We start from the raw sequence: 26268 nt of genomic DNA, 5'->3' as shown, positions 1-26268 counted from the left end.
GTGGAAGTGCAGCAATGCATGGAGCTGACCAGTACTAATCGGTCGAGGGCTTATCCTACAGACTTTGAATACGGAGCGCAAGCGAAGGTTCACAAGTCACATCGGAAGCATATGCTTCTGCTTGATTCACTTTGGAGATTCACAACTTTCATATCCAGTTTTGAGGGTGCAAGCCACTTCGGAAGCATCTACAACGTTTGGTGACGATGGCGAAAGGGAACCACGCGTACCCATCTCGAACACGACCGTTAAGCCTTTCAGCGCCGATGGTACTTGGACCGCAGGGTCCTGGGAGAGTAGGACGTTGCCAAGCACGAAGGAAGCCTATTGCGTATGCAGTAGGCTTTTTTTGTTGTGCGGAGGAAGTCATTGCAGTAATTCAAGAGAGTATTTGAATCTGATTGAGTATATTCGATGATGAGGCAGCGATATGTATGCTGATGGTGAGAATTCAACAAGTATGGCTTTTTAGCATGCTATAAGAAGATTAGACAGTATTGCCAAGTCGTAATCGTTCTTGTATAATCTGCTAAACTATAATCAGGGGGTATTACGATGAACGGTCCGAATCTACGAACGCTAACGACAGCTGATTTTGAAGAGAGCATGAAGCTTTCGTCCTTTGCATTTCAATATCCACTTACAGCTGAGCAGCTAGAAGAAAGACGTGCAAGCTTTTTAACGGACGATGTATATCGAGTTGGCGTTTTTCAACATGAACAGTTGTGCGCACAGGCAACGCTATTGCATTTGAATGTGTATGTGAACGGGGAATTATTCAGCATGGGCGGAATCGCTGGTGTGTCTACTTGGCCGGAGCACCGGAGACATGGATATGTTGCACGTATACTTAAAGAGCTTTTAGTGAAGATGAAGGAGAATAGCCAATCCATTTCTATGCTTCATCCATTTTCGTTCTCGTTTTATCGTAAGTATGGCTGGGAAACCTATATTGAGTATAAACAATACGAAATGAGCGCTGACCACTTATCATCACTGCGTAATAAGCTCAGCGGCAAGCATCTTGGTACTGTGAAGCGAGTAGAGGATTGGCAGATGCTCCAAACTACATATGATCGTTATGCGAAACGTTATAACGGCATGCTCCAACGTGGTGATAAGTGGTGGAAGGAAAGCATTACGAAGAGAAAGCCTGGAACTTACGCTGGTGCATACAATGATCAAGGTGAGCTAGATGGATATATGATTTACGAGGTAGCTAACCGTATAATGACGATTCATGAATTTATAACATTAACAGCAGCAGCTCAGCAGCAGCTAATGCTGTATATCGCTCAGCATGATTCCATGATTGATCGCTTGAGATGGACAGCACCGTCAGATGATTGCTTTGCTTACGGACTTGACAATCCAAGGATCAAACAAGAGCTCATTCCATACTTTATGGCTCGGATCGTTGATGTTGAACCGTTTATCGCGCAATATCCATTTGAGCCTTCAGACCAGGAAGAAATATTCACTTTACAAATTAGCGATGAACATGCACCATGGAATAATGGACATTTTGAGCTACGAATAGCATCCAGTGGAAAGGCTACACTAACCAAAGTAGAGCTAGCATCACCTCAGGTCATCATCTCCATCGGTGCTTTAACATCATGGCTGCTTAATTACCAGAAGTGGCAAGTACTAAAGCACGTTGAACAGCTCGAAGGTAGTGAACAAGCTATGAAACGCTTACAATTACGAATTAGGGAACATACGACCTATTTGACTGATTTTTTCTAATTTATTGAACATTTCGCCTATTTACAAACTATGATTTTGCAGCAGTTATGCGCATTGACAGCCCCTAACTCAAGTGATAATATTGCAATAATATACGTTCAGAGAGAAGAAAACTAAGGGAAAATAAGGGAGGAACATACTCGTGTGGGAAAATAAATTCGCTAAAGAAGGGCTAACGTTTGACGACGTATTGCTTATTCCTCGCAAATCAGAAATTCTACCAAGATCTGTTGATGTATCTGTTCGATTGAGCGATACAGTCAAGCTAAACATTCCTTTGATTAGTGCAGGAATGGATACCGTAACGGAGTCTGCATTGGCGATCGCTATAGCTCGTGAAGGTGGAATGGGTATTATCCACAAAAACATGACTATTGCACAACAGGCAGAAGAAGTGGATCGTGTTAAGCGTTCGGAAAGTGGAGTTATTACGAATCCATTCTCATTGACGCCTGATCATCATGTATATGACGCGGAAGAATTGATGGGCAAGTACCGTATCTCTGGTGTGCCTATTGTTGATGAAAATAAAAAATTAGTCGGTATCCTAACAAACCGTGATCTACGCTTTGTTCATGACTATTCAATTAAAATTAAAGAAGTCATGACACATGAGCAGCTTGTAACTGCACCAGTTGGAACGACGCTGCAGCAAGCAGAAGGAATACTGCAGCAGCATAAAATTGAAAAGCTGCCAATCGTCGATGAAGATAACACATTAAAAGGTCTTATTACGATTAAGGATATTGAAAAAGCGATTCAATTCCCGAACGCAGCAAAAGACAGCCAAGGCCGACTATTATGTGGAGCTGCAATTGGTATCTCTAAAGATACACAAGAACGCGCAGCGGCACTAGTTGCTGCAGGTGCTGACGCTCTAGTTGTCGACTCTGCACACGGACATTCCTCTAACATCCTGAATGCGGTGAAGGAATTGCGCAATACCTTCCCTAACCTAACGATTATTGCTGGTAATGTTGCAACAGGCGAAGCAACACGTGATCTTATCGAGGCAGGTGCATCTGTCGTTAAGGTTGGTATTGGCCCGGGATCGATTTGTACAACCCGTGTTATTGCAGGGATTGGTGTACCTCAAATTACAGCAATTTACGATTGTGCATCAGTAGCTAGACAGTATAACGTTCCTATTATTGCTGACGGAGGAATTAAATACTCTGGTGACATCTCCAAATCCATCGCAGCAGGCGCAAGTGCAATTATGATCGGAAGCTTGTTTGCTGGAACAGCTGAAAGCCCAGGAGAAACTGAAATTTTCCAAGGCCGTAGCTATAAAGTATATCGCGGAATGGGTTCATTAGCTGCGATGAAGGCTGGTAGTAAGGATCGTTACTTCCAAGAGAATGAAAGCAAGCTTGTTCCAGAAGGTATTGAAGGACGAGTTGCCTATAAAGGACCACTTGCTGATACCGTTCACCAACTTATTGGTGGTTTGCGTTCAGGTATGGGGTACTGTGGTACTGCAACGCTTGAAGAGCTTAGAAACGATACACAATTTATTCGTATTACCGGTGCAGGTCTTCGTGAAAGTCATCCACATGATGTACAAATTACGAAAGAAGCGCCAAACTACTCTCTATAATTTAATATTAAACGCAAGTAAGCCGGAGCTCGGCGACCCTATAATGGATCGAGCTCTGGCTTTCTCTTTGTTGCGCCCGTATAATAGAAAATCCTAATCTAATTGGAACTGTGGCGCGATGTTAAAAGGTTTAACTCGTATGTTGAAGTATGTTACAATTAGAGCTGGACAATCCAAAGGGAAATGGGGAATAAAGGTGTTAAAAACGATGGGGAAAATTCGATTACTGTCGATGTTTGTGCTGTGCACGTTGCTAATTGTGTCTACATTGGCCTTAAGCGCACCACGTGCAGGAGCAGTTGGCTATAATAACAGACCAAGTACTGAAAATTCACTTGGTTTACAGGTGAAATCAGCGATATTAATTGAATTTGAAACGGGTCAAGTAATGTACGAGGTAAATCCCGACGAAACGCTGCCAATTGCAAGTATGACAAAATTGATGACAGAGTATATTGTAATGCAGGAAATTGGCAATGGTCGATTAAATTGGGATCAAGTCATTACAGTAACACCTGAAGCCGCAGATACACATGCGTCTGAATCTCAGATCTATCTTGCAGCTGGTGACCAGCATACGGTTGAAGATCTTTACATCGCAATGGCCGTTGGTTCAGCGAATGATGCGACAAAGGCGCTAGCTATAGCAGTAGAAGGAAGCATTCAAGCTTTTATTGATCGTATGAATGAGACAGCAGAGCAGCTTGGTTTAACATCTGCAGTTTTCACTAGTGTTACTGGGCTGGAAGATACAACGATGATGTCTGCAAGAGATGTTGCGTTACTCGCGCGTCATATTTTACAGGAGTATCCTGATTTCTTGAAATACTCTGGTCTTCAGGAATATAAATTCCGTGAACGCGATGACGCACCGATGATTAACTTTAACTATATGCTCGGTGCAAATGTGAATAGATCAGGTCTAAAGCATTTAGCATATGAAGGTGTTGACGGACTAAAAACAGGCTTTATTAGTGCAGCTGGTTATAACTTTGCTGGAACAGTTGAACGTAATGGCCTACGTTATATTAGTGTAGTCATGGATACACGCTCGAAGGATGCTAGATTCCAAGAGACTGCATCCCTATACAATTATGCTTATGCAACATTCGATAAACATACGGTGATCTCACCAAAAAGTGTAGTAGAAGGCTATGAAACGGTTAAAATAAAAAAAGGTGTAGATAAAGAAATCCCTGTTGTAACAAGTAAGGACATTACGGTGATGACAGAAAAGGGAAAAGAGGCTAGCCTGGAATTGATCGATGCTGAGATTCAGACAGAAGATCAATTGGTCGCACCGATTGCAGCAGGAACAAAGGTCGGTACGCTCACCTATAAATTTGTAGACCATAACAATGTAGAAACTCAGCATTATGTTGATTTAATTACGACAGCTGATGCGGAAAAAGCATCATGGTTTAAGTTGTTCTTTAGAGGAATTGGAGACTTTTTCTCCGGCCTGTTCGATAGCATCTTAAATATCTTTTAATCCGAGTGAGTTACAAGGAAATAAGGACTTGTCGAAGTGCCCTCATTCCTGTAAAATCAATGCTTAGAGTAATAACGGTGATCTATATTCGTAGATGCGTAATTTAGGAGGAGACGTAACAATGGAAACAGGTACTTTTCGAGTAAAAAGTGGCATGGCTGAAATGCAAAAGGGCGGCGTCATTATGGACGTTATGAATGCCGAGCAAGCGAAAATTGCCGAAGCTGCTGGCGCTACGGCAGTTATGGCACTTGAGCGTGTACCATCTGATATTCGTGCAGCTGGTGGAGTCGCTCGTATGGCCGACCCTACAATTGTAGAAGAGGTAATGAAGGTTGTTTCAATTCCAGTAATGGCGAAAGCTCGTATCGGTCATATTGTTGAAGCAAGAGTGCTCGAATCAATGGGCGTTGACTACATTGATGAAAGCGAAGTGCTAACACCAGCGGACGAAGTTTTCCATATTAGTAAGCATGAGTTTACAGTTCCTTTCGTATGTGGCGCTAAGGATCTTGGTGAGGCGCTTCGTCGAATCCAAGAAGGCGCGGCAATGCTTCGTACAAAGGGTGAGCCTGGAACAGGTAACATCGTTGAAGCTGTTCGTCATCTACGTCTAATTAACGGACAAATCCGTAAGGTTCAAAACCTTTCTAAGGACGAGCTTTATAATGAAGCTAAGCTGCTTGGCGTACCTTATGACTTGTTGCTTGGCGTTCACGAAACTGGTAAGCTTCCAGTTGTTAACTTTGCAGCTGGTGGAGTTGCAACGCCAGCGGATGCTGCATTAATGATGGAGCTAGGTGCGGACGGTGTATTTGTAGGCTCCGGTATTTTCAAATCCGATAGCCCAGAGAAATTTGCTCGTGCTATTGTTGAAGCAACTACGCATTATCAAGATTATAAGCTTATCGCAGAAGTATCCAAAAACCTTGGTACTCCTATGAAGGGCATTGAAATCTCTAAGCTGCATGCTGCTGAACGTATGCAAGATCGCGGAATCTAAGACAATACTATATAGATAAACCCTAAGAGCCGAGCTATCCAGTGACCTGGGTAGGTCGGCCTTTGCGAAAATGGGGAGGAACAGGATATGAAGATTGGAGTATTAGCGCTGCAAGGCGCTGTAGCAGAGCATATACGCAGCCTAGAAGCTGTCGGAGCAGAAGCTGTAGCGGTTAAGCGTATTGAGCAGCTAGAGCAATTGGACGGGCTCGTCATTCCTGGTGGCGAGAGCACAACCATTGGAAAGCTAATGCGCAAATATGGCTTTATGGAGGCGATTGCTGACTTTCATGAAGCAGGGAAGCCTTTGTTCGGTACTTGTGCAGGTCTAATCGTCTTGGCTGATCGTATTGAGGGACAAGAGGATGCACATTTGAAGCTGATGGATATGACCGTTGCTCGTAATGCGTTTGGTCGTCAGCGTGAAAGCTTTGAAACAGCACTTCCTGTCAAAGGAATCGATGAGCCGATCACAGCGGTGTTTATTCGTGCTCCATTAATTAAATCAGTAGGTAAACAGGTCGATGTATTGTCAGAGTATAACGGTGAGATTGTAACAGCGCGTCAAGGTTCGCTGCTAGCGTGCTCATTTCACCCGGAGCTGACAGATGATGTTCGACTGCACGCATATTTCGTTGAGATGGTAAAAGAGGCACAGGCTTTACGTGCCTAGCTAACAAGAGTTGATGGAATATCCACAACTCTGGCTAGAAAGGGGACAATCATGTTAGATGTCAAATTATTGCGTACGGACTTTGCTAAGGTAGAAGAAGCACTCCGTAATCGTCAAGCTTCCTTAGAGCTTATTGCAGCTTTTCCTGAGCTTGATCAAAAGCGCCGTGAGCTTATTCAGATGACAGAGCAATTGAAAAATCGTCGCAACACTGTATCACAAGAAGTGGCAACGATTAAAAAAAGCGGTGGTGATGCCCAGGCGCTCATTACTGAAATGCGTGAGGTCGGAGATCGTATTAAGGAGCTTGATGATGAGCTTCGCGTGCTAGACACGCAGGTCAATGATATGCTTCTTGCAATTCCTAACATTCCGCACTCTTCCGTTCCAGTGGGCAAGTCAGAGGAAGAGAATGTTGAGATCCGTAGAGTGGGCGAGCCTACCGAGTTCGCGTTTGAACCAAAGGCACACTATGATCTAGCGGCAGAGCTTGCGATTCTGGACTTTGAGCGTGCTGCTAAAGTAACAGGCTCCCGCTTTGTGTTCTACCGCGGCCTAGGCGCCCGTCTAGAGCGCGCATTGATGAGCTTTATGATGGATCTACATAGCGATGAGCATGGCTATGAGGAGATCCTGCCGCCTTACATCGTTAATCGCGATAGCTTGATCGGAACAGGACAGCTGCCTAAGTTTGAGGAAGATCTATTCAAACTAGCGGATACGGATTATTTCTTAATTCCGACAGCAGAGGTTCCTGTAACCAATATATTAAGAGATGAAATTCTAGATGCAGAGTCGCTCCCAGCTAAGTTTGTAGCCTTTAGTGCATGCTTCCGCTCTGAAGCAGGTGCTGCAGGTCGTGACACACGTGGCTTGATTCGTCAGCATCAATTCAACAAGGTAGAGCTTGTGAAAGTCGTTAAGCCTGAGCATTCCTATGAAGAGCTTGAAAGCTTGACCGCTAATGCAGAGAAAGTGTTGCAGCTACTGGAGCTTCCATACAGAGTCATTACACTATGCACAGGCGATATGGGCTTTGGATCGGCTAAAACCTATGATATTGAGGTTTGGCTTCCAAGCGCAGAAACGTACCGTGAAATCTCTTCTTGTACTAATTTTGAGGACTTCCAAGCACGACGTGCAGGTATTAAGTATCGTCCTGAGCCTAAGAGTAAGCCGGAGTTTGTTCATACGCTTAACGGATCTGGACTTGCAATTGGTCGTACGGTTGCAGCTATCCTTGAAAATTACCAGCAAGCCGACGGATCAATTGTTGTGCCGAAGGTGCTTCGTCCTTACATGGGCGGCGTTGAAGTTATTGCTCCAAAATAAATTTCAAAAAAAGTTGAAAAAGGGGTTGCATTCCCCTTTTCAACTATGGTATACTCTTTCTTGTCAGCAAAATAAAATACTTTCTTGGAGAGATACCGAAGCGGTCATAACGGGGCGGTCTTGAAAACCGTTAGGGTGCAAGCCCACGGGGGTTCGAATCCCTCTCTCTCCGCCAATTACTTAAATTACTTATCACGCAAGGAATTGCTGTGATGATGACTGAAACGCACTAGACTGTTGAACAGCGGTCTGATGCGTTTTTTTGTGTTCATGACCGTTAGAGATAAATCTAACGGGAGGCACTTAAATATGAGTACAAGTACAGGAAAAACAGCCCACAAAAGAGGGCAAAGAAAGAACACTTTGGATATACCACAGCGGTTATTAGACCGACTTACTCCTTCGGTTTTGGAAATCAACAACGCTGAACATCAAGAAGATGAGAATTCACGTCCTGAGACGATGACATTGAATAAGTTGTTTAATCGCTATTATACTGCAAGAAAAGCAGCAGGAGCGGCAGAGCGTACCTTAGAGGACTATAGGAAACACATGAACTGGTTTCGCCGATTCCTATCCTTAGAGTACAGCGGTCTGGATAACTTTGTACCTAATCGAGATGTAATTCGTTCATGGATTTCTCATATGCTGACGGTTCAGAAGTTAAAACCATCTACAATAAACATTAGATTAAGAACAGTTAAAGCAATGTTCAATTGGTCTATGAGCGAGGGCATCATTAGAGAATCTCCGTTTGATAATGTAGAGTTGCTAAGAGTACCAGAAGAAGACTTTCAAGTAATTTCAAAGGCACAGGAACGAAAACTATTCAACTGCTGTGAGCTAACTACCTTTACTGGACTGCGTGATGCACTTTTAATGTCATTTCTGCTTGATACAGGAGTACGTATTGGGGAATGTATGCGAATTTTTGTAGAGGAAATTGATTTACAGAATCGTTCAGCATCTGTTCGGGCTGAATCGGCTAAAACCAGAAAAGCACGAATGGTTTATTTCGGTGCTAGAACAAAAGAACTTTTGATTATTTATCTTGCCTGGCATGAAAAAAACGGGCAAGCCCCTAATTTATTTCTCAATGAGTTTGGACGCCCATTAGACAAGGATTGGGCAACGAGATGTATCAGCTTCATAGGTAAGCGGGCTAAAGTTACAGGAGTTCGTATTAGTCCTCACACGTTCCGACACACATTTGCGACTCGATATATAAAAGCAACGGGTGACCCGTTTTCATTACGTCGATTGCTTGGGCATTCTTCAATGGAAATGGTGAATCGTTATGTTAATCAAGACGTTGCTGATGTTCGAGAACAATATGAGAAGTTTATGAACGGGGGAACTGAGAAATGGTAACACGCTTGTTTTGATGTTTACTTGTTTGAGTACAAAGAAGCAACTGGTAAAGAGGATGTTGACTAAACGTCAGGTATTAACGATATTGTTGGATTAATATAAGGAAGGTAAAGCACCGAGCAGCTCTGTTCGGTGCTTTTTATTTCGGGTTACGAGTCACTTTCTAAATCGTTCAATAGTTTTTCGATTCTTCTAAGAAGCTTAGTTGAATCACTGTCGTAATACTTTACTCCGTAGTTAAAGGATTGTCTGAGCCACAATTGGAACATGTATCAAAGCTCGTCTCACCATCAGTCCCTAAGTCGCCATACTTTTCATTAATATATTCTGCCCTTGCCTCTTCTCTGATTTGTTGAAAAGACTTACCCTTTAGTTTTTCCTTTACTTCATCAGATACTGGTCCTAGTATTCCAAATACATCGCTTATCGGTTTCTTTATTTTTTTGGAAGTTTTTTGCACCTCACTTTTAACATTAAAATGTAATTCGTAATCATGTCCTGTAAGCTCTCTGAGTTTAGATTTCAACAAACTGAAATATCGAACCTCCAGATATTCCTTCTTTTCTTTGTCAGATGTACCGAAGATTATTCTATTGTCATTAGTTAGTTCCTCAATGTTCAGTTCGCTGAACCATTCCATAAACTCAGATTTAGTTAAAGACTGCTTTAACAAATTTAGTAATTGGTTCTGTAAAATAGAATTGTCGAGTGTGTTTTCTGACATTCAAAATTCCTCCGTATTAAGTCATTATTAATAACAGGAAAATTCCCGCTTCAAACTGTAAATAGAATTGAGATTTTATTGAATAAGAATATAGTTAACTTCAGAAGACTTTATTTATTAGCATCTGGATTCGGCTTTAATAATGCTTCTAATTCTTCAATGCTTTCGTTTACTTTGTTTTTTTTCTTTTTCTTCTTAACCTTGGAACCAACTGGTTTAGAGGAAGATTTATATGAATGAACTGTACTAGATTGTTTTTCTTCCTGCTGTATAGTTGTAGGAGTAGCAGAATTTTCTTCATTTATTTCATGTTCTATTTGAGATTCATATGTTTGAGGTTTAGGCACGAACCCTTCAATCTCTTGTAGCTCAACATGTTGCGGTTGGAATCCAGTAACAGCCTGTTGCGACTTACTAGCAAAGTGATTCGCAAGTAACTGTTTACAAAGACCGCTGAATGCGAATGGTTCAAGAAGTGCTAGTTTCAGCAATCCCATCTGGTAGGGGTCATCCTTGTTAAAGGATACCCCTTGATTAATATATTGACCTTTGGTGTCATGATATAAGTCGTTCAAGTAATCGTCTACATTGGATGCCGTAATGGAGACATTCTTCCATTTGACTTTACGACTGCTTCTACTCATTTTTTCAATCTCCTTTTACAAGTGTCAAATAAAGTACTGATAAAAAAAACAGAGTGGCTGATTAGCTACTCTGTTTTAGAAAAGATATAGTTATGATGTTGTCCAAACAGTAAGAATATACAAACATTTGAAATTCATCTCATTTCAATATTATGTAAAATACAAGGTTATTTTATCAAAAAGTTACAATAAATACAACCTACTACTTCATAATTTACTGAGTAAACTATTTTTCTGACGCGCCAAAAAGCCTTGCTTTTTGGCTTGTCTACGAGTCGAACGCTTCGCTTTTCGACTCGTCTGGGGTATAGGTTCGATGTAACTGTTTTTTTGTACTTCTTCTTTAAGGATATTGAAAAAAACACCTTGTTTTTACTGGCTTTTTCATATGTGCTTAGGCAGTCTTTTGCCTAAGAACTAAATATGCCAGTCGCTAGGCGGTTCATCAACAATAGCATTCTGTGGTGGAGTCTCAAAGTCATCCGAAGTCAGATAGTTACTGAACAATTTCCTCATTCTTCGACTTGGGATATAAATATGAATTGACTGACCTTCCCGAACACGACTTCTCCAAACCCACTGTATGAGTTCTGATAATGCCCATGCATCTTGGTCTACTTCGACTCCATACTGTTCAAAGAACTTCTTCTCAATAGGATTCATGAATCTATTAATCAGATAAGCAAGATGGTATTTTTCCTTGTACTGATTGGTTGCCCTAGAGGTCATAGGAATAAAGCATTTGGTAAAACTTTTTGGTTGAACTTTTATTCTATTTTTTTCTTTGCTACCCATTACAGTTGTCCATAATGCTGTATTATTGTTTGCCTTACAGATGTTGGTGAAAAAGTTGTACGTATTTCTCTTTAGTATCGGTATAAAATCTTTATTTTTCTGATTCTCAAACCAACTTGTAGACAGAGCGTTTCTTTTATCTCCGATGGCATTTAGCTGTCCCTCATAGATTGACACTAACTTATTTAGAGCAGTTTTATCATGAATTTGCCTGTTTTGATATGGAACAAGGCTGTATTCTTGTTGGTCTTTGACAACAGATAAATATCTATATTGTATTCCATGCAAGTCATAGTAATATCTCTGGAACTGTCCTTTGAAAAGGTAGGTAAGGATGAATACATCTTTGAACATCAAAAAAATATCGCATGGCAAATTCCAAATTAAAGCTGAATTGTCGCAGTACATGAGGTTATTTGCCAGTGCCATTTGTTTAATATGATTATATTCGGTGTCATATTCGACCTTATCTTCATTCCATTTGATATATGTTAATCCGTTGTCAACAACATAATCAATTACGCGTGCTTCGATTAGTAAGTCCAAGTCATTTTTCTTTAGTGGAACTTGTTCGATAACATTCATAACTTCATCAAGAATCAAAGTGTAGTTATTAATTCGTATAAGTTCCTTTGTTTCAGCATTTGCCATCTGAAATAGTGCATGAGTCGTGGCAATATCCTTGCCTTGTCCTAACAGTCGATGTAAGTCGTCTAGTTTAGTTTCTCCTTTAATCGACTCTGGCTCATAAAACTTTCTTGAATATACTGATTCCTGTACTCTTGTGACCTCATTAAGAAACGGTGTAACATAAATAAATTTATGAGTTTCAATACTCATTTCATTCATGTATTGTATAGCCCAAGATGTTTTGCCATACCCACAAGGTGCATCTACTACGTTTACGTTGGTCATTTTATATTTCTCCTTTAATTAATTTCATTTTTTTTCTTTAATCTCTGACGAAATAATGTAAGTGTTATTATTAAGCCATCTACTAAGATGTTCTCTAGAAACTCCACACTTATTGCAAAAAAAGTTATTGAAGTTCCGTATTTTCTCTGAAATTGTAATAGAGCAGAACGTAACTCAGTATCGGTCACTCTCGATGCCTCCTTTCACATAAATGTGATGTATAAACTAAAAAAACTCTCCGAATGTGTCGGAGAGTAGGTCATATAATACTGTACATCTACGGTAAAAAAACACACAGATTCAAAAAAAATTTAGTCGACTTTACTATCTTATGGCAGTTAGAAAAACATTAAGAGGTTACTAAATTTGATAAGAAGAGCTTTCGTAACGTGAAATTTTACCACTGGGTTTATATTTAGAAGTATTATAGCCACATGAATTAATATTGATTTGATAAGATACTGTAAAGTATCCCCCATATGAATTTCTCTACTGTAATTTATATAAAGATTTAGTTTACTAATAATTAAAGGAATGAGTTATTTAAACGGATAATTCGAATAGTGGAAATTCGTCAATAAGTTAGTCAAAGATAAACATTTTATAGGACTGGTGTCATAACTATTAAGTATTGACACCGAAAGTTATGTCCAGTAATATCAAGGTGTTTGATGGTTTCATATATTAGTGTCAAAAGTTAATTGAAAAGGAGGATAATATGACTATATATGCTTATGCGAGAGTCTCTACAAATTCTCAAGACCTTGAAGCACAAATTCACGTATTAAACAATGAAAATGTTGAAGTCATATATCAAGAAAAATTCACAGGTTCTTCTACTGATAGACCTGAGCTTAATAAGTTATTAGACAAGCTAAGAGAAGGTGACAAGCTCGTTGTAACCAAGCTAGACCGTCTAGCACGTAACACTAAGGAAGGCATAGAACTCATTGAGAAGTTGTTTGAAAAGGGTGTAAAAGTTCATGTTCTTAATGTAGGACTATTAGAGAATACAAGTATGGGAAGGTTCTTCTTAACGACTTTGCTTGCTGTTGCTGAGATGGAACGAAACATGATTGTTGAGCGTACACAAGAAGGAAAAGCTATTGCCAAACAAAATGCTGGCTATAAAGAAGGCAGACCTAAGAAGTATACACAGTATCAATTAGATGAGGCTATGAAGCTATTGGAGACAATGTCATTTGCGCAGGTAGAAAGAGAAATGAATCGAAGAGGTACGATGATAAGTATGAGTACATTGAAGCGAGAGAGTAAGATTCGTAAAAGAAAAGAGCTTTGTTAGTGGTTATAGTTAATTGTTTATAAATAATAGGAGATTCTTCTAGGCTCAACTGAAATAGTTTAAGGAATCTGAATTATTTCAGATTCCTTAAACTTTATCCTGTAAGTACTATTTAATAATGATTACACTTTCTGCTTTTTACTTTCTTCTTCATCTTCAGTTTTTTGAGCAATCAAACCAACGAATAATTTTTCATAGTCTTCTGAGCTAGATATTAATTTAAATCCTCCCTTTAGTTGAGTACTATTGTTACGGTTAATTATTTGGTCATATATATTTTCAATTAAGCTAAGAGCTGAAGTAAATAAATCTTTACTTTGTCCTTGCTGTTCTTTCTTATGTAATATTTGATAAATATTTTTGGTCTTATTACTATTTGAAATATCCTCTAAACCAATAGCTTTTTCAAAATGAGATATAGAACAAAAAACTCTAATGTTATCACTTTTTTTAAGTTCCAATATTTTTTTGCAATTCGTTAACTGTGCTTTAAGAGTAGTAGCCGAATGTTTTTCGTGATTGTCTACATCATGTAGTACATCGTAAGATGAATGGAACTGATTTAGAATTTTCATGAGAGTAGCTATAGTTCCTTTCCCTCTTGCACGGATAATATGAATATTATCCCCTCTCTCTTTTGATAGATGCTTAAAGGCAATATATTCAGTATCTCCCTCTACAATCACAACTTTTTCTGCAAAGAAAAATTCGTTAACATAGGAATCTACATAATTTAGAATTTTCATATTTGCAATATCATCTTCATCAAACTGTTCATTTACTGATTGATATAGCTGAATAGCTTCTTTTTCCCCTACTCTGAAAACCTGTATAGATGTATGTTTTTCTGATAAGTCAATAAGTATTGGAGAATGAGTTGAAATCATTAAGGGCATTGTTTTACCTATTGTATACAGTGACCGACTTAAAGCACGAACAGCTTCAGGATGTAAGAATGCTTCGGGTTCATCGATAAGCAACAGTTTATTTTCATTTTCTCCTAATAGTTTTTTTTCTATCATATTCTGTATGAGATATATGAGACTCATTCTCTGAAGACCAGTACCTTGGTTGGATAAAGGCATGTTTGATTGTTTATTACTATCAATATGGACACTTGAATTTGTGGATTTAAGTAAGTCGGTTGCAGAAAATCCAGAGCTTTCACCACCAATAACATTCAGTGAAAGATGTTGATTGGAAAAAAGTGTTTTTAGATTCATAGATACATCATTACTAACTTTTAGTAAAATACTATCAGTATTTTGTTTGATTTTTCGAAGAAATGAAGGATATGCTGCCTTTAAGTTTTTATATTCTTCAGCTAATTCTAAAAGTTCTTTACTATCATTTGATTCACTGTTAAAGTTTTCAAGTTTTAAGAGGTCATTTTTTATTATTTCTGAGTAAATATTTTGAATTAAATCGTTTATATCGTCAGGTAACATGGAGGGAGTTATGTAAAAAGGTTTATTATTTAAGATTTCTTCTAGTGTATTGAATAAGCCATGAGTTTTTTTTATCTCTACTCCCTTATCATCATTAAAAGTTGGTGTACTCTCTTCTTTATACTTTTTAATAATTGTCACACTATCGTCGGTTGTTTCAAAAACAGCTTCTAGTACTATATCTATTCCTCGTACAGAGAAGCAATCATTTGGGATAGTTTTAGCTTTGGTTTCCTTTTGGAAAAAACAATTGATAGCTTCTAATATCGTTGATTTTCCAGTATTGTTTCTACCAGTAAGAATAACAATAGAGTCTTTGGAAAAATCTATTGAAAATCTATCTTTAAAGACTTTGTAATTCTTTACACTAAAACGAACTAATTTCATTTTTAGAAACTCCTTTATTAAGTGGTTTAAGATTGATTCGTTGTATAAAAATAAAAGGTGGTTACTTTTAGTAATATTACAACATATTACAATTAATTTCTACAAATTACGACTAATTCAAATAATAACTAAAATTTGCAATGTCTATATGTTAAGTTTTAATATAGGCATAGAGAAAATCTCTGTACGTATCGTTAACGAAGTAGATAACGTAACGTAAACCGTATCGTTTACGATGTGACTTCTAAGCCGCCAGCGACGATTGAGTGGGAGTAATCGAGTAATCTCATATAATATTAGAAAACATTGAAGAGCCTGTGTTTATACAGGCTCTTCAATGTTTTGATACTAGATTTTATACCAATGATAAGGAGATTTGTTGAATACAAAACTTGAAATTCAATTAGCAGCTACAATAATTGAGTTAAAAAATAACTCATTTTATTAAATTATAGGTAGCAGCTACGTATAATTTTACTGAATATTCGTATTTAATCGGTAAAATTAAGTAGCTGCTAAAATTAGCTGCTTGACAAAATAAATTAATTGGAATATATTGTGTTTAAGATAAATTATTAGAAAGAGGGGATTAATTATGAGAATAAGTTTGAAAATCGAAAATGCAACTGGATTTAATCCAACAAAGAAAACTCATCAGATGGATATTGCAACAATGTGTGAGAAGATAAAAGCAAATAAAATTACTTTGCCATTGTACCAAAGAGATTTGAGTTGGACATTCCAAAAGGCAATTGATTTGTTTAATTTTCAGCTCTTTGGAAAAGCACCAGTTGCTCCTATATCGATTAATGAAATAAGTAACTCATCAGAAGAAGACGTGCCGCAAATTTCCTTTCTAAATCGAGAATTAATTCCACATACTCAAATAAGAGGAGACCATCAGTCTGTTGTTGACGGACAGCAACGTTTAACAACAAATTTTAAGGCTTATGTGAATCATGAAAGTTTTAGAAATATCGTGTTGGATTTTTCGAGAGGTACTTTCCGAGTAGTAGAGGGTGCAATAACAAAATCTCAAATACCAGTAGGCATTCTATTAAATGAGAAAGAAAAAGTACTAATGGATTATCTGCAGCAAAAAGGAACGTTTAATGCTTTGTTTGCAACTGCAATTCGTGTTAGAACAAAAATAAGAAGTTATAACTATACTATTAATATTGCAGAAAATCTAACAGAAGAGGAACAAATCGAATGGTTTGAGGTGTTAAATAATGCTGGAAGTAGAGTAACAGCACTTCAAATGAGTTTTTCAAAGTTAAAAGTTCATAATTTGGATATTTATGTTGATTATACAGAACCGTTTAGACAAAAGATTTATGAATTTGGTTACGAAGAGCTGTTTTCTCCTTTTACTACTAATGTATCATACCCGATAGCTGCACTAAATCCTGCATATGAAGTTATTGAGAAACAAGGAATTCATAATACTAATTATGCACCTATTCCTTCAGATACTAAAGAAGCTGTTTTGACAAAGTTAGACATGGATAAGTTTAGGTCAATAATTCAGTTGACTTTGGACTCACTTGAGAAAGCCTTATCCTTCATTGAACAGAATGAATTAAAAGAAAAGATTACTCGTATGGATTATATCTTATATTTAGTAGGTTACTTTTCTTTTATGGAATCTAATGAATTTACGAGTGATGTAGAGACAAAACTTATAGAGTGGGTAAATACGGTTGATTTTGTTAATAAATCTAATAGTGCACGACGTGAAATATTCACAGAGTTATTAGAAATATCATAGTAAATAAAAGAGTTAGCAGCATATTTTGTGTTGCTAACTTTTTTATTAGAAATTTTATTAGATTCAATATAATGAAAGATGATATTGATAAATTAACTGCTGAATTATCCAATAAGATTAACCGATACCAGTATTAATCACCACTTCACAACCCGCTACTACTGCTTTATAATGAAAAATATTGAACATTATTGGGAAGTAGTAGTTGCCTAATAATTGTGAATGAAACTTAGATATAGCAAGAGTTTTGAGCAACGACACTTTTAGCGAAAATGGAATCATCCTGACTACTGAAGTAATGATAAGAATATATAGCACACTTATTACAAAATTTAATGTATTAGGTGTGTTTTTTATTATGGTTGTGTGACTGGATGTAACAAGATGATAATCTTTGTTGATAAAAGGAATGTTAAGAGAGGGAGCGTAAATGGAAAATAGAAATGAAGGTATTGAACAGATTCGCGAAATAATCAAACAATACCTATTAAGAGTAAATCAACAGATGAAACCAGTAGAAGAGGCACTTGCTAACTTTCAGTCTAAGATAAAAGAATCTTTAGGAACAATTGATTTTTCTAAACTGACAAAAAATTATGAGTCATTTAGAGATACAATAATTAAATATGGGGATAGTTCACAAAGATTTAAGACGTATATAATTGAAATAGGTTATCCACCAAGTAATTATTTACTTCCGTATGAAATAATTGAGATTGTTGAATTATTCGAGAAAGATAAAGAACAGGCAATTTTGTTTGTAAATAAATTGATGTTGAAGAAATTTAATTCAGAGACATTGCGAGTAATGCTCGAATTATGGGGAGAATCAAGTTTCTTTCAAAATAGAAAAAGTATTTTTCAAGATATTATTAAGGCACATGAGTTGGAATTATATAATGTCTCAATTCCTACCACAATAGCACAAATTGAGGGGGTAATAGCACAAGGTTTCAATCATAGTGGCATGATGGGTAGTAAATTGATGAAAGAATATATGACGAAATTATTATCTGATAAAGATAATTATTCATTTGACGAAGCTGTAAAGGCATTTTATTTTGAAATAGTATTAGGGAACTTTGAACATGGGAAACCAATTGACTCATTCTTGAATAGAAATGCTATTCTACATGGTGGCGATGTTTCATATGGTACTATTGAAAATTCATTAAAAAGCATATTATTGTTAGATTATGTTCTAGAAAAAATTACTGAGTACAGACAAGCTGGTTAATTGTACTTTGTCTTGTTTTACGATTTCCGCCAGTCACGATTGAGTAGTATCGACAACATAATAAGTCGTTACTGAGCTTCTATTTATCCAACGTGGTAAATAGGAGCTTTTTGTTTGTTATTATTATTAATATGATTGACAATCTTCCCATCAAAAGTTACCCTTGCAAATTAACCAACTAATATTTCAATCAAAACCCTATAAAGTCATGGGAAAATATCATATTAGAAGTAACTCAGTTATCCAAAACATCGACAGCATCAGTCACCTGTTCGGCTATACGGTCAACATAAGCAAATCTAAGCCAACGAATAGCGAATTTATAGCGATTGTTGAGGATTGACTCATATATACAAAACTAATATGATGAAGTTATCTAACGGTCATGTACTAAAATGGACGTTATAACTCAGACCGCTGTAGCGGTTCAACAATAAAGTGCCATAAACTCAGATAGTGTAAGGATTGGTGGATTTTTATAACGAGGGGCGGTCTTGAAAACCGTTAGGGTGCAAGCCCACGGGGGTTCGAATCCCTCTCTCTCCGCCAATTATGAATTGACACGCTCAAGCTTATGCTTGAGCGTTTTTGATTTATTAACTGTCCAATGAGTTGAAAATAATAAACGCCGAGCAACGTTGCTCGGCGTTTTTGTTGTGCATTCCTATCGAATAAAGCGGAATATGAATGGATAACGATAATACTGACCTTGATTCGTTTTCACAGTAGCGATGATGGCAAAAACAAGCCATACGACATAGACGATAGGGACGAGAAGAAAACCAACTAATAAAAATACGAGCATAACTGCGATGAGTGAATAGATGGTATACGAAATGTTAAAGTTTAGTGCTTCCTTGGCATTTTCTGCAACAATGTGGGATTGATCTTTTTTAAGCAGCCATATGATGAGCGGACCGATAAAACCACAAATAAAACCAAGCCCTGTAAATAACAACGCTGCTAATGATGATAGATGTGCAAGCATACTCCATGTTCTTTCTTCTTGAGTATTCAATAGCATTACCCTCCATCTAATAATTTACAACCAATAGTCTCTATACTATATCGATTGTCTACCATAAATATACTATAAAATAAGCTCGTTGTTACAATGAATGGCTAAACATTCATTTGAGAAGCTACTTAACATAAAGGTAACTTATGATAATAGCAATGATTTAGCCGCGCAAAAGCGTTTCGACAAAAAAAATGTCGAATAAAGGTTAGGTCTTATTATGTATTGTAAATATTAGTGAATAAACTGTATAATTTGAAAGATAAACACTATATTTGTCGTAAAATAACTTTTATTCGCAATTATGTATCGACAGTATCTAACACACATCATCATATAAACTCGCTATAATTAAACATAAGCTATACCGCATAAAGAGGAGAGTGAATCGAAGCGAGCTATGGAAAAAAAACTTATTGAACTTCAACTGCAATCGCTTCGGGACAAGCTCTACGAGGTGGTAGAGGAGAAAGGCAGCTTTACTCACCCAGCCGTCCTTGCTATTAGCGAAGAAGCTGACCAGCTTATTGTTGCTTTGCAAACGATGAAACGACAATCTGTATGCGAACATAACAAGACTAAAGAAAGATCTCTGAAATACTAATCTGATGCATTTTTGCGTTTTAAGCGAAGCTGCTTGAAAAAGTTTGTTAACAAAGAAGCGCAATCTTCCTGTAAAACAAATCTAGTGAGTTCCGTCTCATGATTGAACCGGGGCTCCTGCAATAAATTCATTAGTGTCCCTGCGCAGCCTGCCTTTGGGTCGCCGGTACCGTATACGACACGCTTCACACGTGATTGGACGATGGCGCCCGCACACATTGGACAAGGCTCAAGGGTTACATAGAGTGTACAATCTAACAAACGCCAAGCATCTAATGCTTGGCTAGCCTGTTGAATGGCCATAATTTCGGCATGAGCGATAGGATTATGCTGCGTCTCCCTTAGATTATGACCGCGACCGATAATAACACCTTCCCTGACGACGACAGCTCCAATAGGTACTTCTCCTAAGTTCTCTGCCTTCTTGGCTTCTGCGATGGCTTCTTTCATCCACATTTCATCTTGATTAGGATACATAGGATTCTCCTTATCTACAGATTTTTATATTTATACATCGAACAAACATTCTTTTGTTAACATACTGTGCACAACTTTGTGTATAACTTTTATTTATTCACAGTTTAATCCACATACTATCCACGATATTCACAATACATTGTGGAGTATGTTAGTAATTTGTTGATAAGTTAAACGAATAAGGGTGTGAGTCCGTGTCACTTAAGTATAAACTAAGTATAACTATAGCAGGTTTGCTAATGCTTGTAATTGTAGTGTTCCAAATTCTATGGGAATACAATCATCAGCAAAGTAACGCTGATCTTTTAGGTCAATCTTCTCAAACCTTGTCTGAACGATTGATTCAACATATCCACATTGAAGCTCCGCAGGCTGACACCCAGCTATCGGAGCTATTTCGATTTATTCAGGCAGACAAGCCTTATTTGATTGATCTAGCCTATATTGATGAGGGAGAAGGGAAGCAGCTGCTGGCAGCAGGGGAGAAGGATCAGGTGAATGCGGCACTTTTACAGCTTAACAAAGCTTATGACATACAGCAGTCGCATCAATTCAGAGAGGTCCATGCGCTAAGTAAGGAATATTACATAAGTGATTATCGTACGCAATTAAATAGTGGTCAGCGAATGGTTCTGCTGTACGATAAAAAGTTATACGATAAAATGTATAGCAATGACAACAATCTGTTCTATGCTGTACTTATCTATTTAGTGTTCTTTACGAGTATCGCAAGCTATTGGTTCGTTTCACGAATGCTAAGGCCATTGAAAGATATATTATGGAAGGTAAATGAGGTTTCCTCTGTTCGCTTTCAGCGACCTATCCCAATCACGACAAAGGATGAGTTTGGACTATTAGCATTCAAAATTAATGCAATGAGTCAGAACTTAAGCATATATATGAATAAGCTTAGACATGCATTTGATGAAAACAGACGAATGCGTCTGTACATGGAGTCCTTTATCAATCACTCCTCGGATGCGATTTACATTATGGATGTAGAAGGGCGAGTTATACAAGCGAATAAAGCCTTCGAGGAGCTGTTCGGCTTCTCAGCAGCTGAAGCGATTGGCAATCGTTATCGCGTAGTACCAGAGCATCTGATCAAGGAGAAGGAAGAGCTGCTTAGACTTGTGCAAAAGGGTGAAGTTATTAAGCCTATTGAAACCTATCGACAAACCAAGGATGGTGAAACGATACCAGTCAGCATCACCATTAGTCCAATTCGAGATATTAATAACGAAATTACTGGATTTGCTAACATCTGTAGAGATATGCGTCACCGCCACCGGATGGAAGAGCTTATGCGTCGTTCTGAGAAGCTGAACACAGTAGGTCAGCTCGCAGCGGGGGTTGCGCATGAAATTCGTAATCCGTTGACGACATTGCGAGGCTTTCTGCAGCTACAAGTACAGAGCAAGAAGCTGAATTTAGATCACGTTAGAGTAATGCTCTCTGAGCTCGAACGAATCAATCTCATTGTCGGTGAGTTTTTAATTCTCTCGAAGCCGCAAGCCGTTAAATTTAAGTATCGAGATATTCGAGATATTATAGCTGAAGTAAGCGTGTTCATGAGCAGCGAGGCGTTAATGCACAATGTTGTCATTAAGGAAAACTACACGAATGATGATTGCAGCATACCGTGTGAAGATAATCAGCTTAAGCAAGTCTTTATCAATGTATTAAAGAATGCAATTGAAGCGATGCCTAACGGCGGACAAGTACATATAGCTATTCAACGTTTGGCTAATCATGTCAGTGTGCAGGTTACAGATGAAGGAATCGGTATGGATGAAGAGACGCTTAAACGGATCGGTGATCCATTCTTTACCGTTAAAGAAAATGGTACAGGCCTTGGTATTATGGTCAGTCAAAAAATTATTCAATCTCATCAAGGCTTGATGGAGCTAAGCAGTCAGGTTAATGTTGGGACGACAGTAAGGATATTGCTACCACTTTCTGAGGAAAGAAATCAATATGCTGAGGCAAGCAATCTATAAGTCCAGGAGGGTGTGAGAGAACTTGAAAGCTGTTATCGTTGGTGCGACAGGTCTAGTAGGTAAGGATCTGGTTCGTTTGTTGCTCAGTAGCAAGAAGTATAGTAAAGTGACAGTTATTGCACGGAAACGATTAAGCGTTGTACATCCGAGATTAGAGCAGCAATTGATCTCATTCAATGATCTTCACGAATGCCCAAGCGATTGGTTTGAGGACGCAGATGTGTTCTGTGCACTTGGTACAACGATGAAAAAAGCAAAAACAAAAGAGCAGTTTAAGCAGGTCGATTATCATTATGTCGTGGAGCTTGCAAAGCTTGCCAGCAAGCATCATGCTAGAAAGTTTGTTTACATATCCGCCATTGGCGCAAATGAAGACTCAATATTCTTCTATAGTAAAGTAAAGGGCTTAGCTGAACGGGCACTCCAGGAGCTCAAGCTGCCACAGTTAATCATTGTAAGGCCGTCCCTTATAATGGGAGATCGCAATGAGTTTCGCTTTGGAGAAGCACTAGCTGCAAAGCTTAGCAGCTGGCTATCGTTTGTATTTAAAGGTAAAATGAGAAAATACAAACCGAATCAAGCGAAGGAAATCGCTCAAGCGATGTTCAAGCTGGCACAGCTATGTACAGAGCAATTTCTAATTGTAACTGCTGAAGAAATTGCCTATTGGTCAAAGCGGAAGGTATATTAAATCATGAGGTGGCATCTTTGAGAATCAATAAATTCATTAGTGAGACAGGCTATTGCTCGCGAAGAGAAGCTGACAAGCTTGTAGCAGAAGGTCGAGTGACGATTAATGGTATAAAGGCAGAGCTCGGGTCTCAGGCAGAGCTGGGCGATGATGTGCGTATTAACGGTCGTCCACTCGGTGCTCAGAAGAAGCATGTTTATATCGCTTTACATAAGCCGGTAGGGATTACGAGTACAACAGAGCGTCATATTAAAGGAAATATTGTTGACTTTGTGAATCATCGCGAACGAATATTTCCGATTGGTCGCTTGGATAAAGACTCCGAGGGACTCATTCTATTGACGAACGACGGAGATGTGGTTAATCCTATTCTTCGCTCAGAAGGCAGACATGAAAAGGAGTATATCGTAACGGTTGATAAGCCGCTTACCCCTAGCTTTCTGAAGGGGATGTCAGAGGGCGTGCATATTCTTGGGAGTATGACGCTGCCATGCAAGCTAAAGCAAGTAGGGACGAGCACCTTTCACATTATTTTGACAGAGGGGCGAAACCGACAGATTCGCCGCATGTGTGAAGCATTAGGATATCAAGTACTACGGTTAAAACGTATTCGTATTATGAATATCCTGCTGGCAGATCTTCCGAAAGGGAAATGGAGAGATCTTACGGAGGACGAAAAGCATATCTTGTTCGAAGAAATTCACTATCAACCAAATGAGTAGCTTGTTTCATTCATTGGAGCTTGGTGCTTATCACTACTACACGACGATATATAGAAAAGGCGTATCCTGACGCGTGTAAGCGGTCGGATACGCCTTTTTATTATTCGATTTCCTTGGCGGATATAATTTGCTGCTTGTTTGGATCAAAATAATTGTGAACGATCGAGATTTCTACACGTCTATTTTTAGCACGGCCTTCACTCGTATCGTTCGTTTCAACCGGATGATACTCCCCGTACCCAACTGGACTGAATCGCTTTGGATCTAGGTTTGTGTTCAGCAATATAATATCTAGAAACCGTACAGCACGCATAACGCTTAGATCCCAGTTAGATCGATAGGTTGCGTTTCGAATCGGTGCGTTGTCTGTATGGCCAGCGATTACGACGTTAAAGTCAGGATAGTTTTCAAGCATTTTAGCAATGCTGACAGCCAACTCACGCCCGTCCTCTTTAACTGAAGCTTCCGCTGAATCGAATAGGGCATTGTCACGAATCGTAATGAGCAGCTGTGACATATTCAGTGATGTCTCAAGGCTGCTTGTGAGACCGTTATCGGCAATATACTCATCAATTTCTTGCTTGAGTGTATTTAAATCATGTTCGCTTTGCTCAAGAAGCTGTTCGATCTCTTGCTCCGATAATGGTTCTTCATCAGTCATTCCTTCTAAGTCGGAATTCTCATTCCCGCCGTTCTCTGCATCGGCATCTGGGCCGCGCTCTATAATAGAAGGCATATCCAATACCCCTTGTCCATTACTGAACGCAACACTGAATGCTTGGGATAGATCTTGAAACTTTTTTGCATCGACTTGGCTCATTGAATATAAAACAATGAACAGGGCAAGCAGCAATGTCAGGATGTCGGCATAAGGGACTAGCCAGGATTCATCGACATGCTCTTCGTGTTCCTCATGTCTACGCTTTTTGCTCAACGTCTCCTTCCTCCTTCGCTTTCATTGCTTGACGTTCAGTTGGTGTTAAGAATACAGACAGCTTTTGTTCAATCGCAATAGTAGATACACCAGATTGAATAGAAAGCAATCCTTCTAGCATCATCAGACGAATTTGAATTTCTGCTTTAGATAGGCGTTTTAATTTGTTGGCCATCGGATGCCATAAAACATAACCTGTAAAAATACCTAGCAGCGTTGCCATAAAAGCAGCTGAAATTGCGTGTGCCAGTGACTCCATGTCGCTCATATCGGCAAGAGCAGCGATCAGACCGATAACAGCGCCTAGAACCCCGAGTGTTGGCGCATATGTACCTGCTTGCGTAAAGATTAAAGCACCGGCTTTGTGGCGCTCTTCTGTAGCGGAAATATCCTCTAGCAGTACATCTCGTACAAGATCCTGATCATTTCCATCAATAATCATACGCATACCATTTTTAAGGAACGGATCCTCGATATCATCGACTCTCGCTTCGAGTGCAAGCAAACCTTCACGACGCGTAATTCCAGCCCATTCAACAAACTGCTTTATCAGATCTTCGCGTTTCACAAGCGGACGCTCTGTGAATAGAAGCTTGAATAGTGTGCCAACCTTTTTTAGCTCTCCTAGTGGGAAGGCAATGGTAACGGCGGCAATCGTACCTACGATAATAATCATGAATGCTGCTGGATTAAGGAAGGCGCTTAAGCTTGCACCTTTCAGTACCATACCGATAATTACAGCTGCAAAACCTAAAATTAGACCAATAATTGTTGAATTCTTCATTATACACCTCTATTAATCCATTTTCGACAAAGAACTACTATTTCTATTATCGTCAAATAGGCATTCTGACATTAGAGTAAATGGTAACGATATTTAGAAGATTTAGATTTGTAGTGAGGAAATTAAGGAAATACTGTGAACAGTAGCGCAATTTTCGTTCATGCTTGCTCGAAACGGTGAGCATATATCGAGGACAATTTATGCTGCTTATGTCATAATAGACAAAAATACATAAAATAGGAGGATCACTTATGGGTGTGCGCCACGCGCGTGAATATCGTGATATTTTACAAGAGCTAACAGATGCAATAAGTAATATTGAGGATTGCTATCTGTTTTTTGAGATGGATGTAGAAGCATGGAACGAGCTGCAGGGGGAAGAAAAGCATGAGGTGCTTGAGGCTCTAGCAGATGATGTATTCTATGGACTTGGCGAGCATCCGGAGATTGAGGTCGGAAGCGGGCAAGTGATATATAACTCAAAGCTGTATCACATCGTAGTGAAAACGAATGATCAAGTGTATCACACCGTTCGGTTAATCTAACAACAGGGGCATGCGGAGCATACCTGCATGCCTGATTTAAAGGAGTTTAGA

Annotated in this window: 23 protein-coding genes, 1 tRNA gene, 1 rRNA gene and 2 pseudogenes; 19 read left to right on the top strand and 8 right to left on the bottom strand. The window is 38.7% G+C overall.

What is annotated here, in order from left to right:
• The first annotated feature begins 196 nt into the window (after positions 1-196).
• From rrf to M3180_RS18340, 9 genes are all read left to right on the top strand, one after another.
• Positions 197-313, top strand: a 5S ribosomal RNA gene (rrf, locus tag M3180_RS18380).
• A gap of 242 nt (positions 314-555) precedes the next feature.
• Positions 556-1749 carry a GNAT family N-acetyltransferase gene (locus tag M3180_RS18375; RefSeq protein WP_251670190.1) on the top strand — a complete coding sequence of 398 codons (1194 nt, stop codon included), beginning with the start codon at positions 556-558 and terminating at the stop codon, positions 1747-1749.
• Between the two features lie 142 nt (positions 1750-1891).
• Positions 1892-3349 carry an IMP dehydrogenase gene (gene guaB / locus M3180_RS18370; RefSeq protein WP_251670188.1) on the top strand — a complete coding sequence of 486 codons (1458 nt, stop codon included), beginning with the start codon at positions 1892-1894 and terminating at the stop codon, positions 3347-3349.
• A gap of 118 nt (positions 3350-3467) precedes the next feature.
• Positions 3468-4841: a D-alanyl-D-alanine carboxypeptidase family protein gene (locus tag M3180_RS18365; protein ID WP_251670186.1), complete on the top strand. Its 1374-nt coding sequence runs from the start codon at positions 3468-3470 to the stop codon at positions 4839-4841.
• Positions 4842-4962: 121 nt separating this feature from the next.
• The gene (gene pdxS, locus M3180_RS18360; protein ID WP_251670184.1) at positions 4963-5844 is read left to right on the top strand and encodes a pyridoxal 5'-phosphate synthase lyase subunit PdxS; all 882 of its coding nucleotides are present in this window, start codon (positions 4963-4965) and stop codon (positions 5842-5844) included.
• Positions 5845-5931: 87 nt separating this feature from the next.
• Complete coding sequence (pdxT, locus tag M3180_RS18355; RefSeq protein WP_251670181.1) at positions 5932-6516, top strand: pyridoxal 5'-phosphate synthase glutaminase subunit PdxT; 585 nt, start codon at positions 5932-5934, stop codon at positions 6514-6516.
• Between the two features lie 51 nt (positions 6517-6567).
• Entirely contained in the window at positions 6568-7848 is a 1281-nt protein-coding gene (gene serS / locus M3180_RS18350) for a serine--tRNA ligase (RefSeq protein WP_251670179.1), read from the top strand.
• A gap of 86 nt (positions 7849-7934) precedes the next feature.
• Positions 7935-8023: transfer RNA gene (locus M3180_RS18345), tRNA-Ser, on the top strand.
• A 134-nt stretch (positions 8024-8157) separates the two neighbouring features.
• Complete coding sequence (locus tag M3180_RS18340; RefSeq protein ID WP_251670177.1) at positions 8158-9219, top strand: tyrosine-type recombinase/integrase; 1062 nt, start codon at positions 8158-8160, stop codon at positions 9217-9219.
• 226 nt (positions 9220-9445) lie between these two features.
• Here M3180_RS18340 and M3180_RS18335 read toward each other — a convergent pair whose 3' ends face one another.
• The 3 genes from M3180_RS18335 to M3180_RS18325 form a co-directional block, all read right to left on the bottom strand.
• Positions 9446-9943, bottom strand: a complete 498-nt coding sequence (locus M3180_RS18335; RefSeq protein WP_251670175.1) for a hypothetical protein — start codon at positions 9941-9943, stop codon at positions 9446-9448.
• Positions 9944-10053: 110 nt separating this feature from the next.
• Positions 10054-10587, bottom strand: a complete 534-nt coding sequence (locus M3180_RS18330; protein ID WP_251670173.1) for a hypothetical protein — start codon at positions 10585-10587, stop codon at positions 10054-10056.
• A gap of 417 nt (positions 10588-11004) precedes the next feature.
• The gene (locus tag M3180_RS18325; protein ID WP_251670171.1) at positions 11005-12297 is read right to left on the bottom strand and encodes a hypothetical protein; all 1293 of its coding nucleotides are present in this window, start codon (positions 12295-12297) and stop codon (positions 11005-11007) included.
• Positions 12298-13015: 718 nt separating this feature from the next.
• Here M3180_RS18325 and M3180_RS18320 point away from each other — a divergent pair.
• On the top strand, positions 13016-13600 hold the full coding sequence (locus tag M3180_RS18320; protein WP_251670170.1) for a recombinase family protein: 585 nt from the start codon (positions 13016-13018) through the stop codon (positions 13598-13600).
• A gap of 122 nt (positions 13601-13722) precedes the next feature.
• Here M3180_RS18320 and M3180_RS18315 read toward each other — a convergent pair whose 3' ends face one another.
• Entirely contained in the window at positions 13723-15435 is a 1713-nt protein-coding gene (locus M3180_RS18315) for an ATP-dependent nuclease (RefSeq protein WP_251670168.1), read from the bottom strand.
• A 169-nt stretch (positions 15436-15604) separates the two neighbouring features.
• On the opposite strand from M3180_RS18315, the pseudogene M3180_RS22960 reads away from it, so the two are divergent.
• The 4 genes and pseudogenes from M3180_RS22960 to M3180_RS18300 all read left to right on the top strand — a co-directional run.
• Positions 15605-15711 (top strand): annotated as a pseudogene (locus M3180_RS22960) (GMP synthase (glutamine-hydrolyzing)); the annotation flags it as partial.
• A 319-nt stretch (positions 15712-16030) separates the two neighbouring features.
• Positions 16031-17206 carry a DUF262 domain-containing protein gene (locus tag M3180_RS18310; RefSeq protein WP_251670166.1) on the top strand — a complete coding sequence of 392 codons (1176 nt, stop codon included), beginning with the start codon at positions 16031-16033 and terminating at the stop codon, positions 17204-17206.
• Positions 17207-17636: 430 nt separating this feature from the next.
• Positions 17637-18443, top strand: coding sequence for a hypothetical protein (locus M3180_RS18305; RefSeq protein ID WP_251670164.1), 807 nt, complete (start codon positions 17637-17639; stop codon positions 18441-18443).
• Between the two features lie 247 nt (positions 18444-18690).
• A pseudogene (locus tag M3180_RS18300) lies at positions 18691-18786 on the top strand (sporulation initiation factor Spo0A C-terminal domain-containing protein); the annotation flags it as partial.
• A gap of 321 nt (positions 18787-19107) precedes the next feature.
• Here the strand turns inward: M3180_RS18300 and M3180_RS18295 are convergent.
• Positions 19108-19461, bottom strand: coding sequence for a DUF4870 domain-containing protein (locus M3180_RS18295; RefSeq protein WP_251670162.1), 354 nt, complete (start codon positions 19459-19461; stop codon positions 19108-19110).
• 400 nt (positions 19462-19861) lie between these two features.
• On the opposite strand from M3180_RS18295, the gene M3180_RS18290 reads away from it, so the two are divergent.
• Positions 19862-20065: an aspartyl-phosphate phosphatase Spo0E family protein gene (locus M3180_RS18290; RefSeq protein WP_251670159.1), complete on the top strand. Its 204-nt coding sequence runs from the start codon at positions 19862-19864 to the stop codon at positions 20063-20065.
• On the opposite strand, the gene tadA is transcribed toward M3180_RS18290, so the two are convergent.
• Positions 20062-20541 (bottom strand): tRNA adenosine(34) deaminase TadA, encoded by a 480-nt coding sequence (gene tadA, locus M3180_RS18285; RefSeq protein WP_251670157.1) that lies wholly within the window; start codon positions 20539-20541, stop codon positions 20062-20064. The genes M3180_RS18290 and tadA overlap by 4 nt on opposite strands.
• Before the next feature lie 239 nt (positions 20542-20780).
• Here tadA and M3180_RS18280 point away from each other — a divergent pair, with 239 nt between their 5' ends.
• Genes M3180_RS18280 through rluF form a run of 3 tightly spaced genes read left to right on the top strand, consistent with a single transcriptional unit; the run spans position 20781 to position 23954 of the window.
• Complete coding sequence (locus tag M3180_RS18280) at positions 20781-22541, top strand: ATP-binding protein (protein ID WP_251670156.1); 1761 nt, start codon at positions 20781-20783, stop codon at positions 22539-22541.
• Between the two features lie 22 nt (positions 22542-22563).
• A complete protein-coding gene (locus tag M3180_RS18275) occupies positions 22564-23232 on the top strand; it encodes an NAD(P)H-binding protein (RefSeq protein ID WP_251670154.1) in 669 nt (222 codons plus the stop codon).
• Positions 23233-23249: 17 nt separating this feature from the next.
• On the top strand, positions 23250-23954 hold the full coding sequence (gene rluF, locus M3180_RS18270; RefSeq protein ID WP_251670153.1) for a 23S rRNA pseudouridine(2604) synthase RluF: 705 nt from the start codon (positions 23250-23252) through the stop codon (positions 23952-23954).
• A gap of 100 nt (positions 23955-24054) precedes the next feature.
• Here rluF and motB read toward each other — a convergent pair whose 3' ends face one another.
• Positions 24055-24888 carry a flagellar motor protein MotB gene (gene motB / locus M3180_RS18265; protein WP_251670151.1) on the bottom strand — a complete coding sequence of 278 codons (834 nt, stop codon included), beginning with the start codon at positions 24886-24888 and terminating at the stop codon, positions 24055-24057.
• On the bottom strand, positions 24872-25672 hold the full coding sequence (gene motA, locus M3180_RS18260; protein ID WP_251670149.1) for a flagellar motor stator protein MotA: 801 nt from the start codon (positions 25670-25672) through the stop codon (positions 24872-24874). Before motA ends, motB begins: the two co-directional genes overlap by 17 nt.
• Positions 25673-25923: 251 nt before the next feature.
• Between motA and M3180_RS18255 the strand changes: the two genes are divergently transcribed.
• Complete coding sequence (locus tag M3180_RS18255) at positions 25924-26217, top strand: hypothetical protein (protein WP_251670147.1); 294 nt, start codon at positions 25924-25926, stop codon at positions 26215-26217.
• Positions 26218-26268: the final 51 nt, after the last annotated feature.

It is taken from the genome of Paenibacillus camelliae (genome assembly GCF_023715345.1).
Classification (GTDB): domain Bacteria; phylum Bacillota; class Bacilli; order Paenibacillales; family Paenibacillaceae; genus Pristimantibacillus; species Pristimantibacillus camelliae.
Note: the sequence above shows the minus strand (reverse complement) of the source record. Positions and strands in the feature narration are given on the sequence as shown.